The organism is Solibacillus sp. FSL W7-1472 (genome assembly GCF_037969775.1).
GTDB classification, from domain to species: domain Bacteria; phylum Bacillota; class Bacilli; order Bacillales_A; family Planococcaceae; genus Solibacillus; species Solibacillus silvestris.
In genome coordinates this window covers 2,435,503-2,449,403 of sequence record NZ_CP150208.1, presented here as the reverse complement: position 1 = coordinate 2,449,403, position 13,901 = coordinate 2,435,503, and the positions used below count along the sequence as shown (strand labels likewise).

The following is a 13,901-nucleotide window of genomic DNA, read 5'->3' as shown; positions in this document are numbered from 1 at the left end:
CGGGAAGAAGTACCTTTTTTTATAAAGTAAATTGGAACCATATTATTCTAAAAAATTAGTACAATTTTAATAATTTATAAGAATGGAATGTTTTCGATTGAATAATCAGAATATTGGTGTTAATATAACACTAATACGAATCCTGATGTGTTCGTCGCTATATTTGTTACTAAACACTTTTGACCGAACAATAAATCGTTGGGAGCTACTATTACCGTAGAAGCAAACATGCCCCATTTGGAGCGGGAAGTTTAACGCTGCGATTAGTGCACCCCCTTGCTATAGACGCGGGATCAAAACGATGTTGTAGCAAGACGGCATTTTTGGGATTCGTCCATTTCTAATTTTACTCTTCTACTTTTATGTAGAAGAGTATTTTTATTTTGTTATAATAACTGGAATTGGAGCATTCCTGAAATGATATTATGGGAAATGCTGCTTTCTGTCATTAGATTGTTGCTTGCATCTCGTATATGATGTCGTTATAATGCCTAGTAGAATGATAAAGATTGAGGGGTAAAATTAGATGTTACATCAATTTTCACGAAACGAGTTAGCTATTGGAACAGAAGGGTTAGAAAAGCTGAAAGAAACGACAGTCGCAATTTTAGGTGTAGGCGGTGTAGGATCGTTTGCGGCAGAAGCATGTGCACGCAGCGGGATTGGCCGTATCATATTAGTAGATAAAGATAATGTGGATATTACGAATGTCAATCGTCAATTAGTTGCATATCTATCAACAGTTGGAAAATCAAAATCTGCTATTATGAAAGAACGGATTGCAGATATTAACCCGGAGTGTGAAGTAATTGATATGCATATGTTTTATACAGAAGAAACGTATGAACAGTTTTTCGCACAAGGAATTGATTATGTAATTGATGCATCCGATACAGTTATGTACAAAATCCATATTATGAAAGAATGTTTAAAACGCAACATTCCAATTATCTCAAGCATGGGTGCTGCCAATAAAATGGATCCTACCCGATTCCAAATTGCCGATATTTCAAAAACGCATACAGATCCACTGGCAAAAGTAATCCGTACTAAACTGCGTAAAGAAGGCATTAAAAAAGGTGTAACTGTTGTATTTTCAGACGAATCCCCAATTGTCGTACGTCCGGACGTTGCACAATATGTAGGAAAGCCTGAAGCGGAAATCCGCAAAGCACAATTACCACCTTCATCAAATGCATTCGTACCTTCTGTTGCCGGATTAATTGCAGCAAGCTGGGTTATTAATACGATTTTAAAAGATGTCGAAATTAAACGTGTTCAAGGGTAATTCGTAAACTTCCATAAATGAAAGGATGTGTAAAAGGGATTTCGAAACCTTTTAACACATCTTTTTTATTGAGGAATTGTTAAATGATATTTATTGATTTAAACGTTGTTTTTACATCTAAAACGTCATTAGACAATTAATGAATCATCAAATTTATCTTTCCGTTAAACAAATTATTGCGTATTAAATTACATACTTATATTAGTTTATACAAAAATTTCCTCATAAAGTGGTTTTGTCATGAATGGTTATTCATTAAATGGAATACAATATTATTGTGATAAAACAATAAAAATGTTTAAGAAATGGAGCTTAAGAAATGGTCATACAACAATTGGAATACCGGGGTTTGAATTTACATGATGTGATCGGCTCAGTGGAAATTGCAATTGATGTCGATTTAAATACGATTCACATTTATGATACCGATCATATTGTTGAACCGGAATATGATTTTTTAACGAAAAACTTCAAGCTAAGTGAAGGTTTCTGGAAAATGGCGAATGTAATAAAAGAAAAGCAATTATTTTTGAGCAATGATGAAAAAAATTTAGATGTATGGATTGAATCATTTAATTGGTTTTTTTACAGTTCAGGCCCTTCCGTTAAAATCTATAAACAGGGTGAGATGGTTGTATTTAAAAACGACTATATAAATATAGAGAAGTTATTGTATGAAAAGTACTTTTCCCGTTTGACGGGTGAATCTTTAAATGGCAAATGACATAATATTCTATTAAGAGAATAATTATGGCAAAAATATGGCAGGATTTTAATGATTTTTTCGTTTTTGAAGAAAAATTCCTTTTTTTTGCTATAGTTAGAGTGTATTGATAATATGCATGGGGATGCAAGGAGGAACGATAGAATGACAATCGAAATGAAAAATGATTTATTGAATTTGCCGAGTCTGCAGTTGAAGATGGATACAATCGTTTTTGAAAATATCGATACAAAACCAAATTGGTCGAAAGCTTTTGAGCAGCTTGATGGATTATTGCACAAAGTAGCGAATAATTTTAATTATTTCATTGCTAAAAATGACGGGGAACTGCCATCAAGCACTACTTATTGGACGCTTTATATGGATATTGCTTCAAAACTTTTATACTTTACCGGTTTAGCGCATGCCAACTTAATTGCGGAAGATGATATGGATGCACGTGCACATGTGAGTAAGTTTTATGAGTTAAGTGCGAGCTGTATTCCAAACGCGCATACTGAAAATAATGAAGAATTGCTTTCGGAGATTCAAAAGAGTATTTACCAGTTAAGCGGTGAAGAAGTTAAGCTGACTGTTGCCGACAATGTGGAGCAGTGTATTAAAGCATTTAAGAAATTTGCAGAGTCATACGAAAAGTAAAATATAAAAGAGTCATTTTCATTGATTTGAAAATGACTCTTTTTGTATTCGTTATAAATTGTCTTTTATTTCTTAAAGGATTTTAGCTTTTCATATATAGCGGCCATTCTTTTTTCTTCACCTGCTATGACGGGCTTATAAAATTCGGTACCTGCCAATTCATCCGGTAAATATTGCTGTTGCACCCAGCCACCAAATGTTCCAAGAGGGGAATCGTGAGGGTATTTGTAACCGACATGACCAAGTTCTGCCGCACCCGCATAATGAGCATCTTTTAGATGGTTCGGTATATCACCGGTTTTCCCTTCATGAATTGCTGCAATCGCTGAATCCAATGCTTTATAGGCTGAATTCGATTTGTCCGATAAACACATTTCAACGACCGCGGTTGCAAGTGGTATGCGTGCTTCCGGCAACCCGAGTTTCACGGCAGCTTCCGTCGCTGCCTGCACATGTGCTCCGACACTAGGATTCGCAAGTCCGATATCTTCATAGGCCATGACGAGCAGTCTTCGACATACTGCAACTAAGTCCCCATTTTCGAGTAAATGAGCCAAATAATAGAGCGCAGCATTTGGATCGCTGCCTCGTACCGATTTTTGAAGGGCAGACAATAAGTTATAGAAATGAGAGCCCCCTTTATCCCCAAAAACCCCAATTCTTTTTGCAAGTGCGTCGATCGCATTATCGTTGATAATAGTTACTCCGTCTTTTTCATCTGAAGCATAATAGACCGATTCCAAAAGGGTTAATGCTTTTCTGGCATCTCCGTTGGAAGCATTGGCAATTTTTTCGATTTGCTGTTCGGTTATATCAATTTCCAAATGTCCAAGTCCACGTTCTTTATCTGCCAATGCCTGATTGAGTAGTTGAATGATATCATCGCCTGTTAAGCGTTCCAATTGTAATATTTCCCCGCAGCGCGAACGGATGGCAGGGTTTACATCATGGAACGGGTTTTCCGTTGTTGCCCCGATTAAGACGATTGAACCGTTTTCCACATGCGGCAGCAATGTATCTTGCTGAAGTTTGTTGAAGCGGTGGATTTCATCTAAAAATAAGAGGACTTTACCGCTCATACGCGCGTCCATCACGATTTGCTCAATATCTTTCTTCCCAGCATGTGTTGCGTTCAATGCAAAGAACGGAATTTTCGAACTCCCGGCAATGGCGTTGGCAATCGATGTTTTTCCAACTCCCGGAGGTCCGTATAGCAACATCGAAGGTACATGTCCTTTTTCGATCATTCTAAACAATGGTGTTGCTGATCCAATAATATGCTGTTGCCCGACAATTTCATGAATTGTACGAGGTCTCATTTTATAGGCGAGCGGTTCATTTTGCATAATTTTTCGCTCCTTTTCTTTTCAGTTAAATAAATTGGTTATTGTTAATTATCATAAAGTATTTCCGAGTGGTTTAAAAGGAGTTGTGTTATAATGAATAATATTATAGGACTAGAAAATAAGAGGTGTAACGATGAAAATATCGACTAAAGGGCGTTACGGTTTAACGATTATGATTGAATTGGCAAAGCATTATGGTGAAGGACCGATTCCGTTGCGACAAATTGCTGCGGATAAAGATTTATCTGAAGCGTATTTAGAGCAATTAGTGTCTCCACTCCGCAATGCAGGTCTAGTAAAAAGTGTTCGTGGTGCATACGGCGGCTATATGTTGGCACATAAACCTAATGAAATTTCGGCTGCTGATGTCATCCGCGTATTGGAAGGCCCGATCCAGCCGGTAGAAGGAATTGAAAACGAGGAAGCGCCACAGCGTGAACTGTGGATGCGTATTCGGGATGCAGTGAAAAATGTATTGGATACAACGACGATTGATGATTTGGCAAAATATACGAATAATGAAGTATCTGACGGCTACATGTTTTACATTTAGTGTTATTTAAAGGAGTTAGTTAGTTTGAAAAATTCAATTTATCTTGATCATGCCGCTACTTCGCCAATTGCATCGGAAGTAATTGATGTAATGGCACGTGCAATGGCAGAGGAAAGCGGTAATGCCTCAAGTATTCATACAGTTGGACGCAGTGCACGTAAAGCACTGGATGAATCTCGGGCTAGTTTGGCAGCCAAATTAAATGCGAAGCCCTCTGAAATTATTTTTACAAGCGGAGGAACAGAAGCCGATAATATGGCCATCTTTGGAACAGCGTATGCGCGCCAAAAAGAAGGTAAACATATTATCACAACAGCAATTGAACACCATGCCGTTTTACATGCGTGTGAAAAGCTTGAAAAAGAAGGTTTCACGGTGACGTATTTACCAGTTGATCAAACGGGACGTATCCGCGCTGAACAGGTAAAAGAGGCTTTACGTGATGATACGATTTTAGTGACGATTATGTATGGTAACAATGAAGTTGGCACAATCCAGCCTATCGCAGAAATTGGTGCGATAGTAAAAGAACATACCGCAACATTTCATACAGATGCTGTACAAGCATTTGGACTGGAAAAAATGGATGTTGAAGCACTCCACGTTGACTTACTAAGTGTTTCGGCGCATAAAATTAATGGTCCCAAAGGAATCGGCTTTTTATATGCAAAAACAGGAGTCAAACTGACAAATATCCTTTATGGTGGCTCACAGGAGAAAAAACGCCGTGCAGGTACCGAAAATGTCCCGGCTGTGATCGCTTTTGCAAAAGCTGCCGAGTTAGCAGGACAGTCTTCACAACAGCGTATGGAGCAGTATAATGGTTTCAAAAATATTTTAATCGAACAGTTCCAGCAGGCGAATATTGATTTTCATCTGAATGGTCATCAAACGAGCGTTTTACCGCATGTATTGAATGTGACTTTCCCCGGGACGGATGTTGAATCATTTTTAATCAATTTGGATATGGCCGGCGTACTCGTATCCAGCGGTTCTGCTTGTACAGCAGGTTCGATTGATCCGTCCCATGTACTTGTTGCAATGTATGGACAGAACGCCCCTGAGCTTCGTAGTTCCATTCGTTTCAGTTTTGGGTTAGGATTAACAGATGAGTTAGTGCGAGAAGCAGGTAAGCGTACTGCTGAAATTGTGAAACGTCTAACTCCGTAAATTTATAAGAAAGACTTCGCGCCTTTTACGCGATTTGTCTAAGAAAAGGTGAATAGTAAATGGTAGAAACAAGAGATCCATCTCAAATTCGAGTAGTTATTGGAATGAGTGGAGGCGTTGATTCATCAGTAGCCGCTTATTTATTAAAACAGCAAGGCTATGATGTAATCGGTATTTTTATGAAAAACTGGGATGATACAGATGAATTCGGTGTATGTACAGCGACAGAAGATTATGATGATGTCATCGCAGTATGCAACCAAATCGGCATTCCGTATTATGCAGTTAACTTTGAAAAACAGTATTGGGACAAAGTGTTTACGTACTTCCTGGAGGAATATAAAGCAGGCCGTACACCGAATCCTGATGTGATGTGCAACAAAGAAATTAAATTCAAAGCCTTCCTGGAGCATGCACTGGCACTTGGCGCGGACTATTTAGCGACAGGCCACTATGCACGTGTAGCGCATGACGAGAATGGTGTGAAAATGCTTCGCGGCATTGATAATAATAAAGACCAAACGTATTTCCTGAATCAGTTAACTTCAGAACAGCTTGAAAAGGTCATGTTCCCAATTGGTCATTTACCGAAGCCTGAAGTGCGTAAAATTGCGGAAGAAGCAGGTTTGGCAACAGCGAAGAAAAAAGATTCAACTGGGATCTGTTTCATCGGTGAACGTAATTTCAAAGAATTTTTAAGCCAGTATCTACCTGCGCAGCCGGGCAATATGGAAACATTTGATGGTGAGGTAAAAGGTACGCACGACGGCTTAATGTACTATACATTAGGGCAACGTCACGGCCTAGGGATCGGCGGAGACGGCGAACCGTGGTTTGTTGTCGGTAAAGATCTAACACGTAACGTATTATATGTTGGCCAAGGTTTCCATCACGATGCCTTGTATTCGGATGCGTTGACAGCGGTAAAAATGAGCTTTACAGGTGAAGCCAAAACGGGCACATTTAATTGCACGGCTAAATTCCGCTATCGTCAGGAAGACTCGCCGGTAACGGTGACTATGCGTGAAGACGGTACAGCATATATTGAATTTGCCGAACCAGTTCGAGCGATTACACCGGGACAAGCGGTTGTATTATATGATGGTGAAGAATGCCTAGGTGGCGGTACAATCGATGGCGTATTTAAAAATAGTGAAAAATTAACATATGTAGGGTAATAGACGATAGACGTTCATTAAAAATGAGCGTCTATACATATTTATAGAGGTGACATAATGGATACAAACTATAATGAAATCGGGATTAAAGCATTCCAGGAAAAGCGTTATGAAGAAGCTGCACAAGCTTTTACACAGGCAATTGAAGCACAGCCGAACGATGCGATCGGCTATGTGAACTTCGGTACATTGCTTGCGGCAATGGGGGATATTGAACGTGCTGAACGTTTTTTCCAAAAGGCGATTACAGTAGACGAAAAAGCTGCTACAGCGTATTACGGATTGGCAAATTTATACTATGAAGCTGAGCGCTATACAGAAGCAGCAAAACTATATCAAAAATCGATCGATTACGGAATCGAAGGGGCAGATGCCTATTATATGCTGGCTAAATCTTTTGAGCGGGAACAGCAATTCAAGTTGGCCCTGCCATTTATGCAGCGTGCGGCAGAGCTTGCGCCAAAAGATCTGCAAATTCGTTTAGCATACGGAATTTTGCTCTGCTCTTTGGAAATGTTCGATTTTGCGAAACCGGAGCTGGAATTTGTTATTGAAGAAGACTGGAATAATGCAGATGCGCATTATAATTTAGGTGTATTATACGCGGTAGCTACAACAGATACCGATAAAGCAAAGTATCATTTGAAACAGGCTTTTACATTGCAGCCTGAATTTGAACAAGCTAAGTATTTATATGATATGATTTGCCAACGTTCGAACTAAACATTTTCTCCCGAAAAGATGAAAAGTGATGTGCTGGAAAAGAAGTTTCCAGCGCATCACTTTTTTTAATAAAATGATAACGAAATGAAATACTTCACAGTTATAAGTTTATGATATGATGGATGAAACTGACAGTTATTTGAGGTGGGATATTTTACATGGACGCTAAAATAGATGTAGCAGATTGCATGTTTTTAATTTCTGATGAAAAAATGTGCCAATTTCAACAATTGATAGATGAACTTGACTTGTTCACGTTAATACTACCTTTCAGTGAGGATTCATACCAGCGTTCTATCATAATATTTGATATTTGGTATTTACTGAATACAGAAGAGGCTGACCGTATTGCTCATCCCGAAAACATTATGATTTATCCAATGCGGAATTATTTACTAGATAGAATTAAAAACTTTCAAATAAAACGTTATATTCAGCTTGCGTTATATGAGAACGATAAACTGGCATTTATCTGTGCGATATATATTTATTTGAAACTCGATCAGTTTGTTTTAGAGAAAATGAAGAAAAATGAAGAAATTGCAATAAACTTTCTAGCCCTTAGAGAATTCAAAGATAAAAGTTTACGACCTTACTATGATTCGAAATATATAGAAGTTGAAAATTACCCGAAACAACTGGCGTTATTGCAAAGTACGGTAGTAAAAGAATTGCAGGAAATTATGGAGGAACATGAACAGCCACTCAAACTTATATTTGAACAAGCAATTGATGAGGCAAGTGAAATTTATGAAGCTGTATTTGGATTGATAAATGATTGGGGTGGGCGAGTATCATGAAAATTTTAAACCAAATCGAACATTTACGTAATTCATTTATAGAGCTGAAATATATGGAAGTGATTCAGTTTAGCACAATTACATTGCCGACTACTCTCGAAGAAAAGAGATATGATGAAGCTCTTCTATGTTATGAATATTTGGCCTCAGCATATTTTGAAATAGGCAGCTATCGAAATTTTCACGCGGTCATGGATGATTATGAAAAGCTTTGCTTAACATATGGAAACAGTGAGAATAAGATGATCTACTACTACTTATACAGTCTCGAACATATCTTTACAAAACATCATGATGAATCAATTGAAGCAGCAAAAAAATCGCTTGAATATGCCCACTTTTTACAGAATGATGAACTTGTCGTTATCAACTACTTCAATTTGGCGGCACAGTACCGTTATATAAATGACTCGGAAAAAGCAACGATCGCCATTCGTTTGGCGGAATTTTATAAACAAAAACTAACTTCAATCAATGCGACGATCGTCCGAGGTTATTTTGGAGCACTCTATTATTATGCATCAACAAATAATGACGTGGAATTTAATCGGATAAAGCATGGCATTTTACAACAGCTCACAGGTAAACATCCTTACTATGAGGGAAGTCTGCTTTTTGCGGAAGCGATTTTAAACTATAATTCTGGGCAAAGACAAGAAAGTCTGAAATTATTTGAGCAGGCTTTTTTACAGTTGGAAAAACAGCGTAACTTTGTATTATTGTCGGTAGTTGAAAGGTATCTGGAGCGTTTTGGCCTAATGAAGCATTTCCGATATAGGGAGGAAATGCAGCAGCTGATTGAAACGAACAAAAGAGAGCCGGAAAATATACGCAAAATACGGAATATACATGATGATTTATTTTTTGAAGAAGAAACGACCGCGCTTAAAATCAAATATCCTCATGTTGTTTCAAAAGAGAGTACGATCCAATATGTAAAACAGGCACTTACAAATAATGAGGCGCTTTACTGTATTCATTGGTGCTTTATAACGGACAAAATTGAAGAGTTGTTCGGCAGTTTATTCACAGAGCAGTTGTTATTTACATTATTTGAATCAATTTATTCGAATATTTTTGAACATAATGCAAAAGTGAATGTATTAACAAAAAATACAGGGGAAGCCTTTATCCAAAATATTTCCGAAGCGGACTTTTTTAAATTGTTGATGAAACTGGAGGAGAAACTTCGAATGAATGTTGTTCATTCGACATCAGGAGTCGTAGAAATTCCGATTCATTTTGGATTTATCCATTCAGATCAACTTCCACAAGAAGAATTATCGTATGAACAATTAGCCACCTTTGCAGATGCGAGTCTGTACTATGCAAAATCACATGGGCAACTTTATATTTACAGTTAATTTAAAATAGTTTGTAAAACTCAGGCTGAAACGATACAATAGCAAGTATAGTAAAAGCGATGATGAAAAAAGAGTAGTAAAGCAGCGTTTTATAGAGAGCTGACGGTTGGTGGAAGTCGGTAAACGTACTTTATGAATGGACTTTCTAGCTGCACAGAGGAAATGCTGTGCCGTAGCGCTCACGTTACGAGTTTTGAGTGGACTAATTAATTTAGTCAATAAAGGTGGCACCACGGCTCTTTCGTCCTTTAAATACGAAAGGGCCTTTTTGTGTTCACAAAAAAGAAAAGCTGAGGAGAGATGAGTATGGCAGTAAAGACAGATAAGTATGTAATGAAGCAGGTAAATGGCGATACGTACACGCCTATTTCGATTTTTGAATCGATAGTTGGAACGAAAAAAGTATTATTCGAATCCAATGCAAAATTTAAGCAAAACGGGCGCTATTCCTTCATCGCCTTTAATCCCGTTGGTGAACTGAAAGGGAATGCGGAATCCGGTTCTTATTCTATCCATAATCAGGAGCTGAAGGCAGAGCAGAAACCAGTATTAACTTTGTTGAGGGAGCTATTGCCAATTCAAAATGAAGAAGCTCCATTCGCCTTTTTTGGCGGGGCAATCGGTTATTTTGGCTATGAAACAGCATATCATTTTGAACAAATTGGGGAAATTGTAGGCGATGTATACAATATGCCGGATGTTCATGTTTATTTTTATGAAACATTCATCGTCATCGATCATCTGCTACAGCAAGTATCCATTGTAGCAATGGATCTTTTTCAGGTGGGGCATTCCATGGAGTTCATGCAACAAAAAGTGGATGATATCGAACAAATGATGATTTCATTTGTATCATATAAGCACACAACAGAAATCGATGTACAGTTCGCACCGACAATTAAAAAAGAACGCTTTATTGAAATGGTTGAAACTGCAAAGCAGCATATACGTAATGGCGACATTTTCCAAGTTGTTCTGTCACAAACATTTGAAGCTGATTACCGTGAAAATGCATTGACGCTTTACCGCAAACTACGGACGTCAAATGCCTCGCCGTATATGTTCTTTATGGAATTCGGGGATTATACGGTTCTTGGCACATCACCGGAAAGTCTCGTGAAAGTTCAAAAAGGGCTTGTCACAACAAATCCAATTGCCGGTACAAAGCCACGTGGACAAAATGCACAAGAAGATGAAGCAATCGCAAATGCATTGCTGCAAGACGAAAAGGAAATAGCCGAGCATAAAATGCTTGTTGATTTAGGACGAAATGATGTTGGCCGGGTTGCGCAGGTTGGAACAGTAGCTGTTACAAAATATATGGAAATAGAAAAATATAAATATGTGATGCATATCGTTTCTGAAGTAACAGGTAAATTACGGGACGATGCCCACTTAGTCGATGTCATTGCATCAAGCCTGCCTGCAGGTACTGTATCAGGTGCGCCGAAAATTCGAGCGATGCAAATTATTAATGAGCTGGAAAAGAGAAAGCGCGGAATTTATGCGGGTGCTATTGGATATTTATCGACTTCGGGGGATATGGATTTAGCCCTTGCAATCCGCACAATGATAATAAAAGATGAGAAAGCCTATGTTCAGGCAGGTGCAGGGATTGTTTATGATTCTGTCCCTGAATTGGAATATGAAGAAACGTTAAATAAAGCAAAAGCATTGCTGGAGGTGCGGAAATGATTTTACTGATTGATAATTACGATTCATTTACGTATAATCTGTATCACCAAATTGCACAGTTTGGAGAAGACATAAAAATTATTCGAAATGATGCCATCACGGTTGAGGAAATCCGTGCATTGCAGCCGAAAGCAATAGTTATTTCTCCAGGACCCGGGGAACCGAAAGACGCAGGGATTGTCATTGCAATGATCCGCGATCTTTACAAAGAGATTCCGATATTGGGAATCTGCCTCGGCCATCAATCGATTGGCGAAGCGTTTGGTGCAACGGTGAGCCGTGCCAAAAATATTATGCACGGGAAAACGAGCCTGCTGCAGTTTGAAAAAACGGGTTTGTTTGCACAATTTGAACGAGAAGTAGAAGTGATGCGATATCATTCGCTAATCATTGAAAAACAAACATTGCACGAAGATTTCCACATTGTCGCTACAAGCGCAGATGATGGGGAAATAATGGCCATTCAACATAAGCAATATCCGGTATATGGACTGCAATTCCACCCTGAGTCAATCGGAACAGAACTTGGTAAGGACATGATTAGCATGTTCTTAAAGAAGGTAGAAGTATTAGCATGATTCCAAAAGATAAACATGATATTGCAGCAGTAGAGAAACTGGGAACAATGGAAGTAGAGTCGGTCATTCCATTATTGCCGCAGCTGCTTGAATGGGTACAAGATATGAACTGGCCGATCGCCGAGCCAATGGTAGAACTGCTGCTTCATTATCCCAATGAACTAACACCACTTGTTGAAGAGGTGCTGCTTGGAGATGATGATATGTGGATTTACTGGTGTCTTGTGGCGATTGTACCGAGGATGCCATTTTATTCGAAGCTCGTTTTGGCAAATGCTGTGGAACAAATTGCCACAATGGAGAAAACACCTTTTACTGAAGATAATATTGAAGCCGCAAAAGAAGCTTTATTAAGTTTTCAACCATAAAAGATTCGCCTAATCGTTCATTGGTTAGGCGTTTTTTTAGTGAATTCACATAGAAATGCGTCCAAATTTTAATAAATTCCGTCTATAGGGGTGAAAGGAGGGCGGCTAGTGGAAATTGAGAAGCTAATTGATACATACAGTGACTATTTGTACCGCATTGCTTTTATCTATACAAAGGATCGTTTAGCAGCTGAAGAAGTTGTTCAAGACGTATTTGTAAACTATTATCATAAATCCGATCAGTTTGAACAGAAAGCATCGATTAAAACATATTTAGTGAAAATGACGATTAACCGCAGCTATGATTATTTACGAAGCTGGAAAAATAAGAAGTTCTTTATTGCTCAGTTTTTTCAGCAATATGAAAAAGGTGCAGAACAAATCTATGTCGAGAAGGAATTACAGGGTGAAATAACCGCTGCTGTACTTTCGTTACCGGTTAAAGATCGGGAAGTATTATTACTCTATTATTATGAGGAGATGACAGTTTTTGAAATCGCCGAGTTATTAGAGTTGGCAGTATCGACTGTGAAATCGCGATTGCAGCGGGCAAGAGTAAAATTAAAGCCGAAATTAAGCGTGGAGGTGATGGATGATGATTAAGGAGAAGTGGCAGCAAGAATTAAGTAGAGTGCAATTAACGGAACAACAGAAGATAAATTTAATGCAAACGATCGATCATTCCAAACGCCCGAAACGTCATAAGAACTGGACGATTGTGATTGCTCCAATTTTTGTATTTACGGCACTGTTTTTCTTATATTTGATGACGAATGATCCGTTCGTTTCACCTCTTAATCAAGCATCAGATCCTGTAACGGAGAGTTACGAAAACGAACATTCAGCTGAAGTTATAAGAAGAGGCAAACATGTGGCCATCATTAGTTTACTCCTAATTCTCAACGGTGTGCTTGCCACAATTGTTTTCTTTACGATGAAGCGATGGCAAAAACCGAAAATACGCATACTTCGTGAAACAGTTTATAGATGGCGCTATTTGCTTATCATTCTCTCACCGTTTATTATTTCTGGAATCGGGAGCACAATCCATATATTTGAAGTGGATATGCAGTGGCTGAGATTTAGTATTTTCATGCTTATAAATATTTTGCAAATCGTACTTTTATTTTACTTTGCCCGCAATAGAACAGGGAAAGTATGCTGTCCGCATTGCGGTTATTCGTATTCTAAAAAAGAGCAGAGAAAAATGGTATGTAAGTTTCAACTGGAATTGCGTTGCCCTTCTTGTAGACAAAAACTGTTTTATTCTAAAAAATACCGTCAAATAATTGGGGGCTTATCGATGCTTACTACGCCAACGATTATTTTTTCTTCTTCGTTTGGGTTACCGATTTCATTAACTATTCTAAGTCTGGCTTTTTATGTCCCGGCGATGTTTTTCATCGTTATGCCATTATATTTGGAACTAACAGAGGAAGAGGAATTCTTATTTTAAAAGAGCAGTCGAATATAAT

At 38.3% G+C, this 13,901-nt stretch carries 15 protein-coding genes, 1 other RNA gene and 1 other annotated feature; of the genes, 15 read left to right on the top strand and 1 reads right to left on the bottom strand.

The window, feature by feature from the left end:
• The first annotated feature begins 136 nt into the window (after positions 1-136).
• The 4 genes from ssrS (at position 137) to MKY07_RS12190 (ending at position 2,651) form a co-directional block, all read left to right on the top strand.
• A non-coding RNA gene (gene ssrS, locus MKY07_RS12205) (6S RNA) lies at positions 137-334 on the top strand.
• A 192-nt stretch (positions 335-526) separates the two neighbouring features.
• Positions 527-1,288, top strand: coding sequence for a tRNA threonylcarbamoyladenosine dehydratase (locus MKY07_RS12200; protein ID WP_339262398.1), 762 nt, complete (start codon positions 527-529; stop codon positions 1,286-1,288).
• 319 nt (positions 1,289-1,607) lie between these two features.
• The gene (locus tag MKY07_RS12195; RefSeq protein ID WP_065215661.1) at positions 1,608-2,012 is read left to right on the top strand and encodes an aminopeptidase; all 405 of its coding nucleotides are present in this window, start codon (positions 1,608-1,610) and stop codon (positions 2,010-2,012) included.
• A gap of 144 nt (positions 2,013-2,156) precedes the next feature.
• Positions 2,157-2,651, top strand: coding sequence for a hypothetical protein (locus MKY07_RS12190; RefSeq protein ID WP_008408543.1), 495 nt, complete (start codon positions 2,157-2,159; stop codon positions 2,649-2,651).
• 65 nt (positions 2,652-2,716) lie between these two features.
• On the opposite strand, the gene MKY07_RS12185 is transcribed toward MKY07_RS12190, so the two are convergent.
• Positions 2,717-3,997, bottom strand: coding sequence for a replication-associated recombination protein A (locus MKY07_RS12185; protein WP_065215662.1), 1,281 nt, complete (start codon positions 3,995-3,997; stop codon positions 2,717-2,719).
• A 133-nt stretch (positions 3,998-4,130) separates the two neighbouring features.
• Here MKY07_RS12185 and MKY07_RS12180 point away from each other — a divergent pair, with 133 nt between their 5' ends.
• From MKY07_RS12180 to MKY07_RS12130, 11 genes are all read left to right on the top strand, one after another.
• Positions 4,131-4,550, top strand: a complete 420-nt coding sequence (locus tag MKY07_RS12180; protein WP_008408540.1) for an Rrf2 family transcriptional regulator — start codon at positions 4,131-4,133, stop codon at positions 4,548-4,550.
• Between the two features lie 24 nt (positions 4,551-4,574).
• Entirely contained in the window at positions 4,575-5,720 is a 1,146-nt protein-coding gene (locus MKY07_RS12175; protein ID WP_014823419.1) for a cysteine desulfurase family protein, read from the top strand.
• Positions 5,721-5,779: 59 nt separating this feature from the next.
• Entirely contained in the window at positions 5,780-6,898 is a 1,119-nt protein-coding gene (mnmA, locus tag MKY07_RS12170) for a tRNA 2-thiouridine(34) synthase MnmA (protein WP_008408537.1), read from the top strand.
• 57 nt (positions 6,899-6,955) lie between these two features.
• Complete coding sequence (locus MKY07_RS12165) at positions 6,956-7,621, top strand: tetratricopeptide repeat protein (RefSeq protein ID WP_008408536.1); 666 nt, start codon at positions 6,956-6,958, stop codon at positions 7,619-7,621.
• Positions 7,622-7,779: 158 nt separating this feature from the next.
• Positions 7,780-8,421: a hypothetical protein gene (locus MKY07_RS12160; RefSeq protein ID WP_008408535.1), complete on the top strand. Its 642-nt coding sequence runs from the start codon at positions 7,780-7,782 to the stop codon at positions 8,419-8,421.
• Positions 8,418-9,785: a hypothetical protein gene (locus tag MKY07_RS12155; protein WP_339262395.1), complete on the top strand. Its 1,368-nt coding sequence runs from the start codon at positions 8,418-8,420 to the stop codon at positions 9,783-9,785. The genes MKY07_RS12160 and MKY07_RS12155 overlap by 4 nt, the downstream gene beginning before the upstream one ends.
• Positions 9,786-9,835: 50 nt before the next feature.
• Positions 9,836-10,037 (top strand) — a binding site (T-box leader).
• Positions 10,038-10,091: 54 nt separating this feature from the next.
• Complete coding sequence (gene trpE / locus MKY07_RS12150; RefSeq protein ID WP_339262393.1) at positions 10,092-11,480, top strand: anthranilate synthase component I; 1,389 nt, start codon at positions 10,092-10,094, stop codon at positions 11,478-11,480.
• Complete coding sequence (locus MKY07_RS12145; RefSeq protein ID WP_339262391.1) at positions 11,477-12,058, top strand: aminodeoxychorismate/anthranilate synthase component II; 582 nt, start codon at positions 11,477-11,479, stop codon at positions 12,056-12,058. Before trpE ends, MKY07_RS12145 begins: the two co-directional genes overlap by 4 nt.
• Positions 12,055-12,426 (top strand): DUF5071 domain-containing protein, encoded by a 372-nt coding sequence (locus MKY07_RS12140; RefSeq protein WP_339262389.1) that lies wholly within the window; start codon positions 12,055-12,057, stop codon positions 12,424-12,426. The genes MKY07_RS12145 and MKY07_RS12140 overlap by 4 nt, the downstream gene beginning before the upstream one ends.
• A gap of 108 nt (positions 12,427-12,534) precedes the next feature.
• Positions 12,535-13,029, top strand: coding sequence for a sigma-70 family RNA polymerase sigma factor (locus MKY07_RS12135; RefSeq protein ID WP_008408530.1), 495 nt, complete (start codon positions 12,535-12,537; stop codon positions 13,027-13,029).
• Positions 13,019-13,882 (top strand): hypothetical protein, encoded by an 864-nt coding sequence (locus MKY07_RS12130; RefSeq protein ID WP_339262387.1) that lies wholly within the window; start codon positions 13,019-13,021, stop codon positions 13,880-13,882. The genes MKY07_RS12135 and MKY07_RS12130 overlap by 11 nt, the downstream gene beginning before the upstream one ends.
• Positions 13,883-13,901 lie beyond the last annotated feature (19 nt).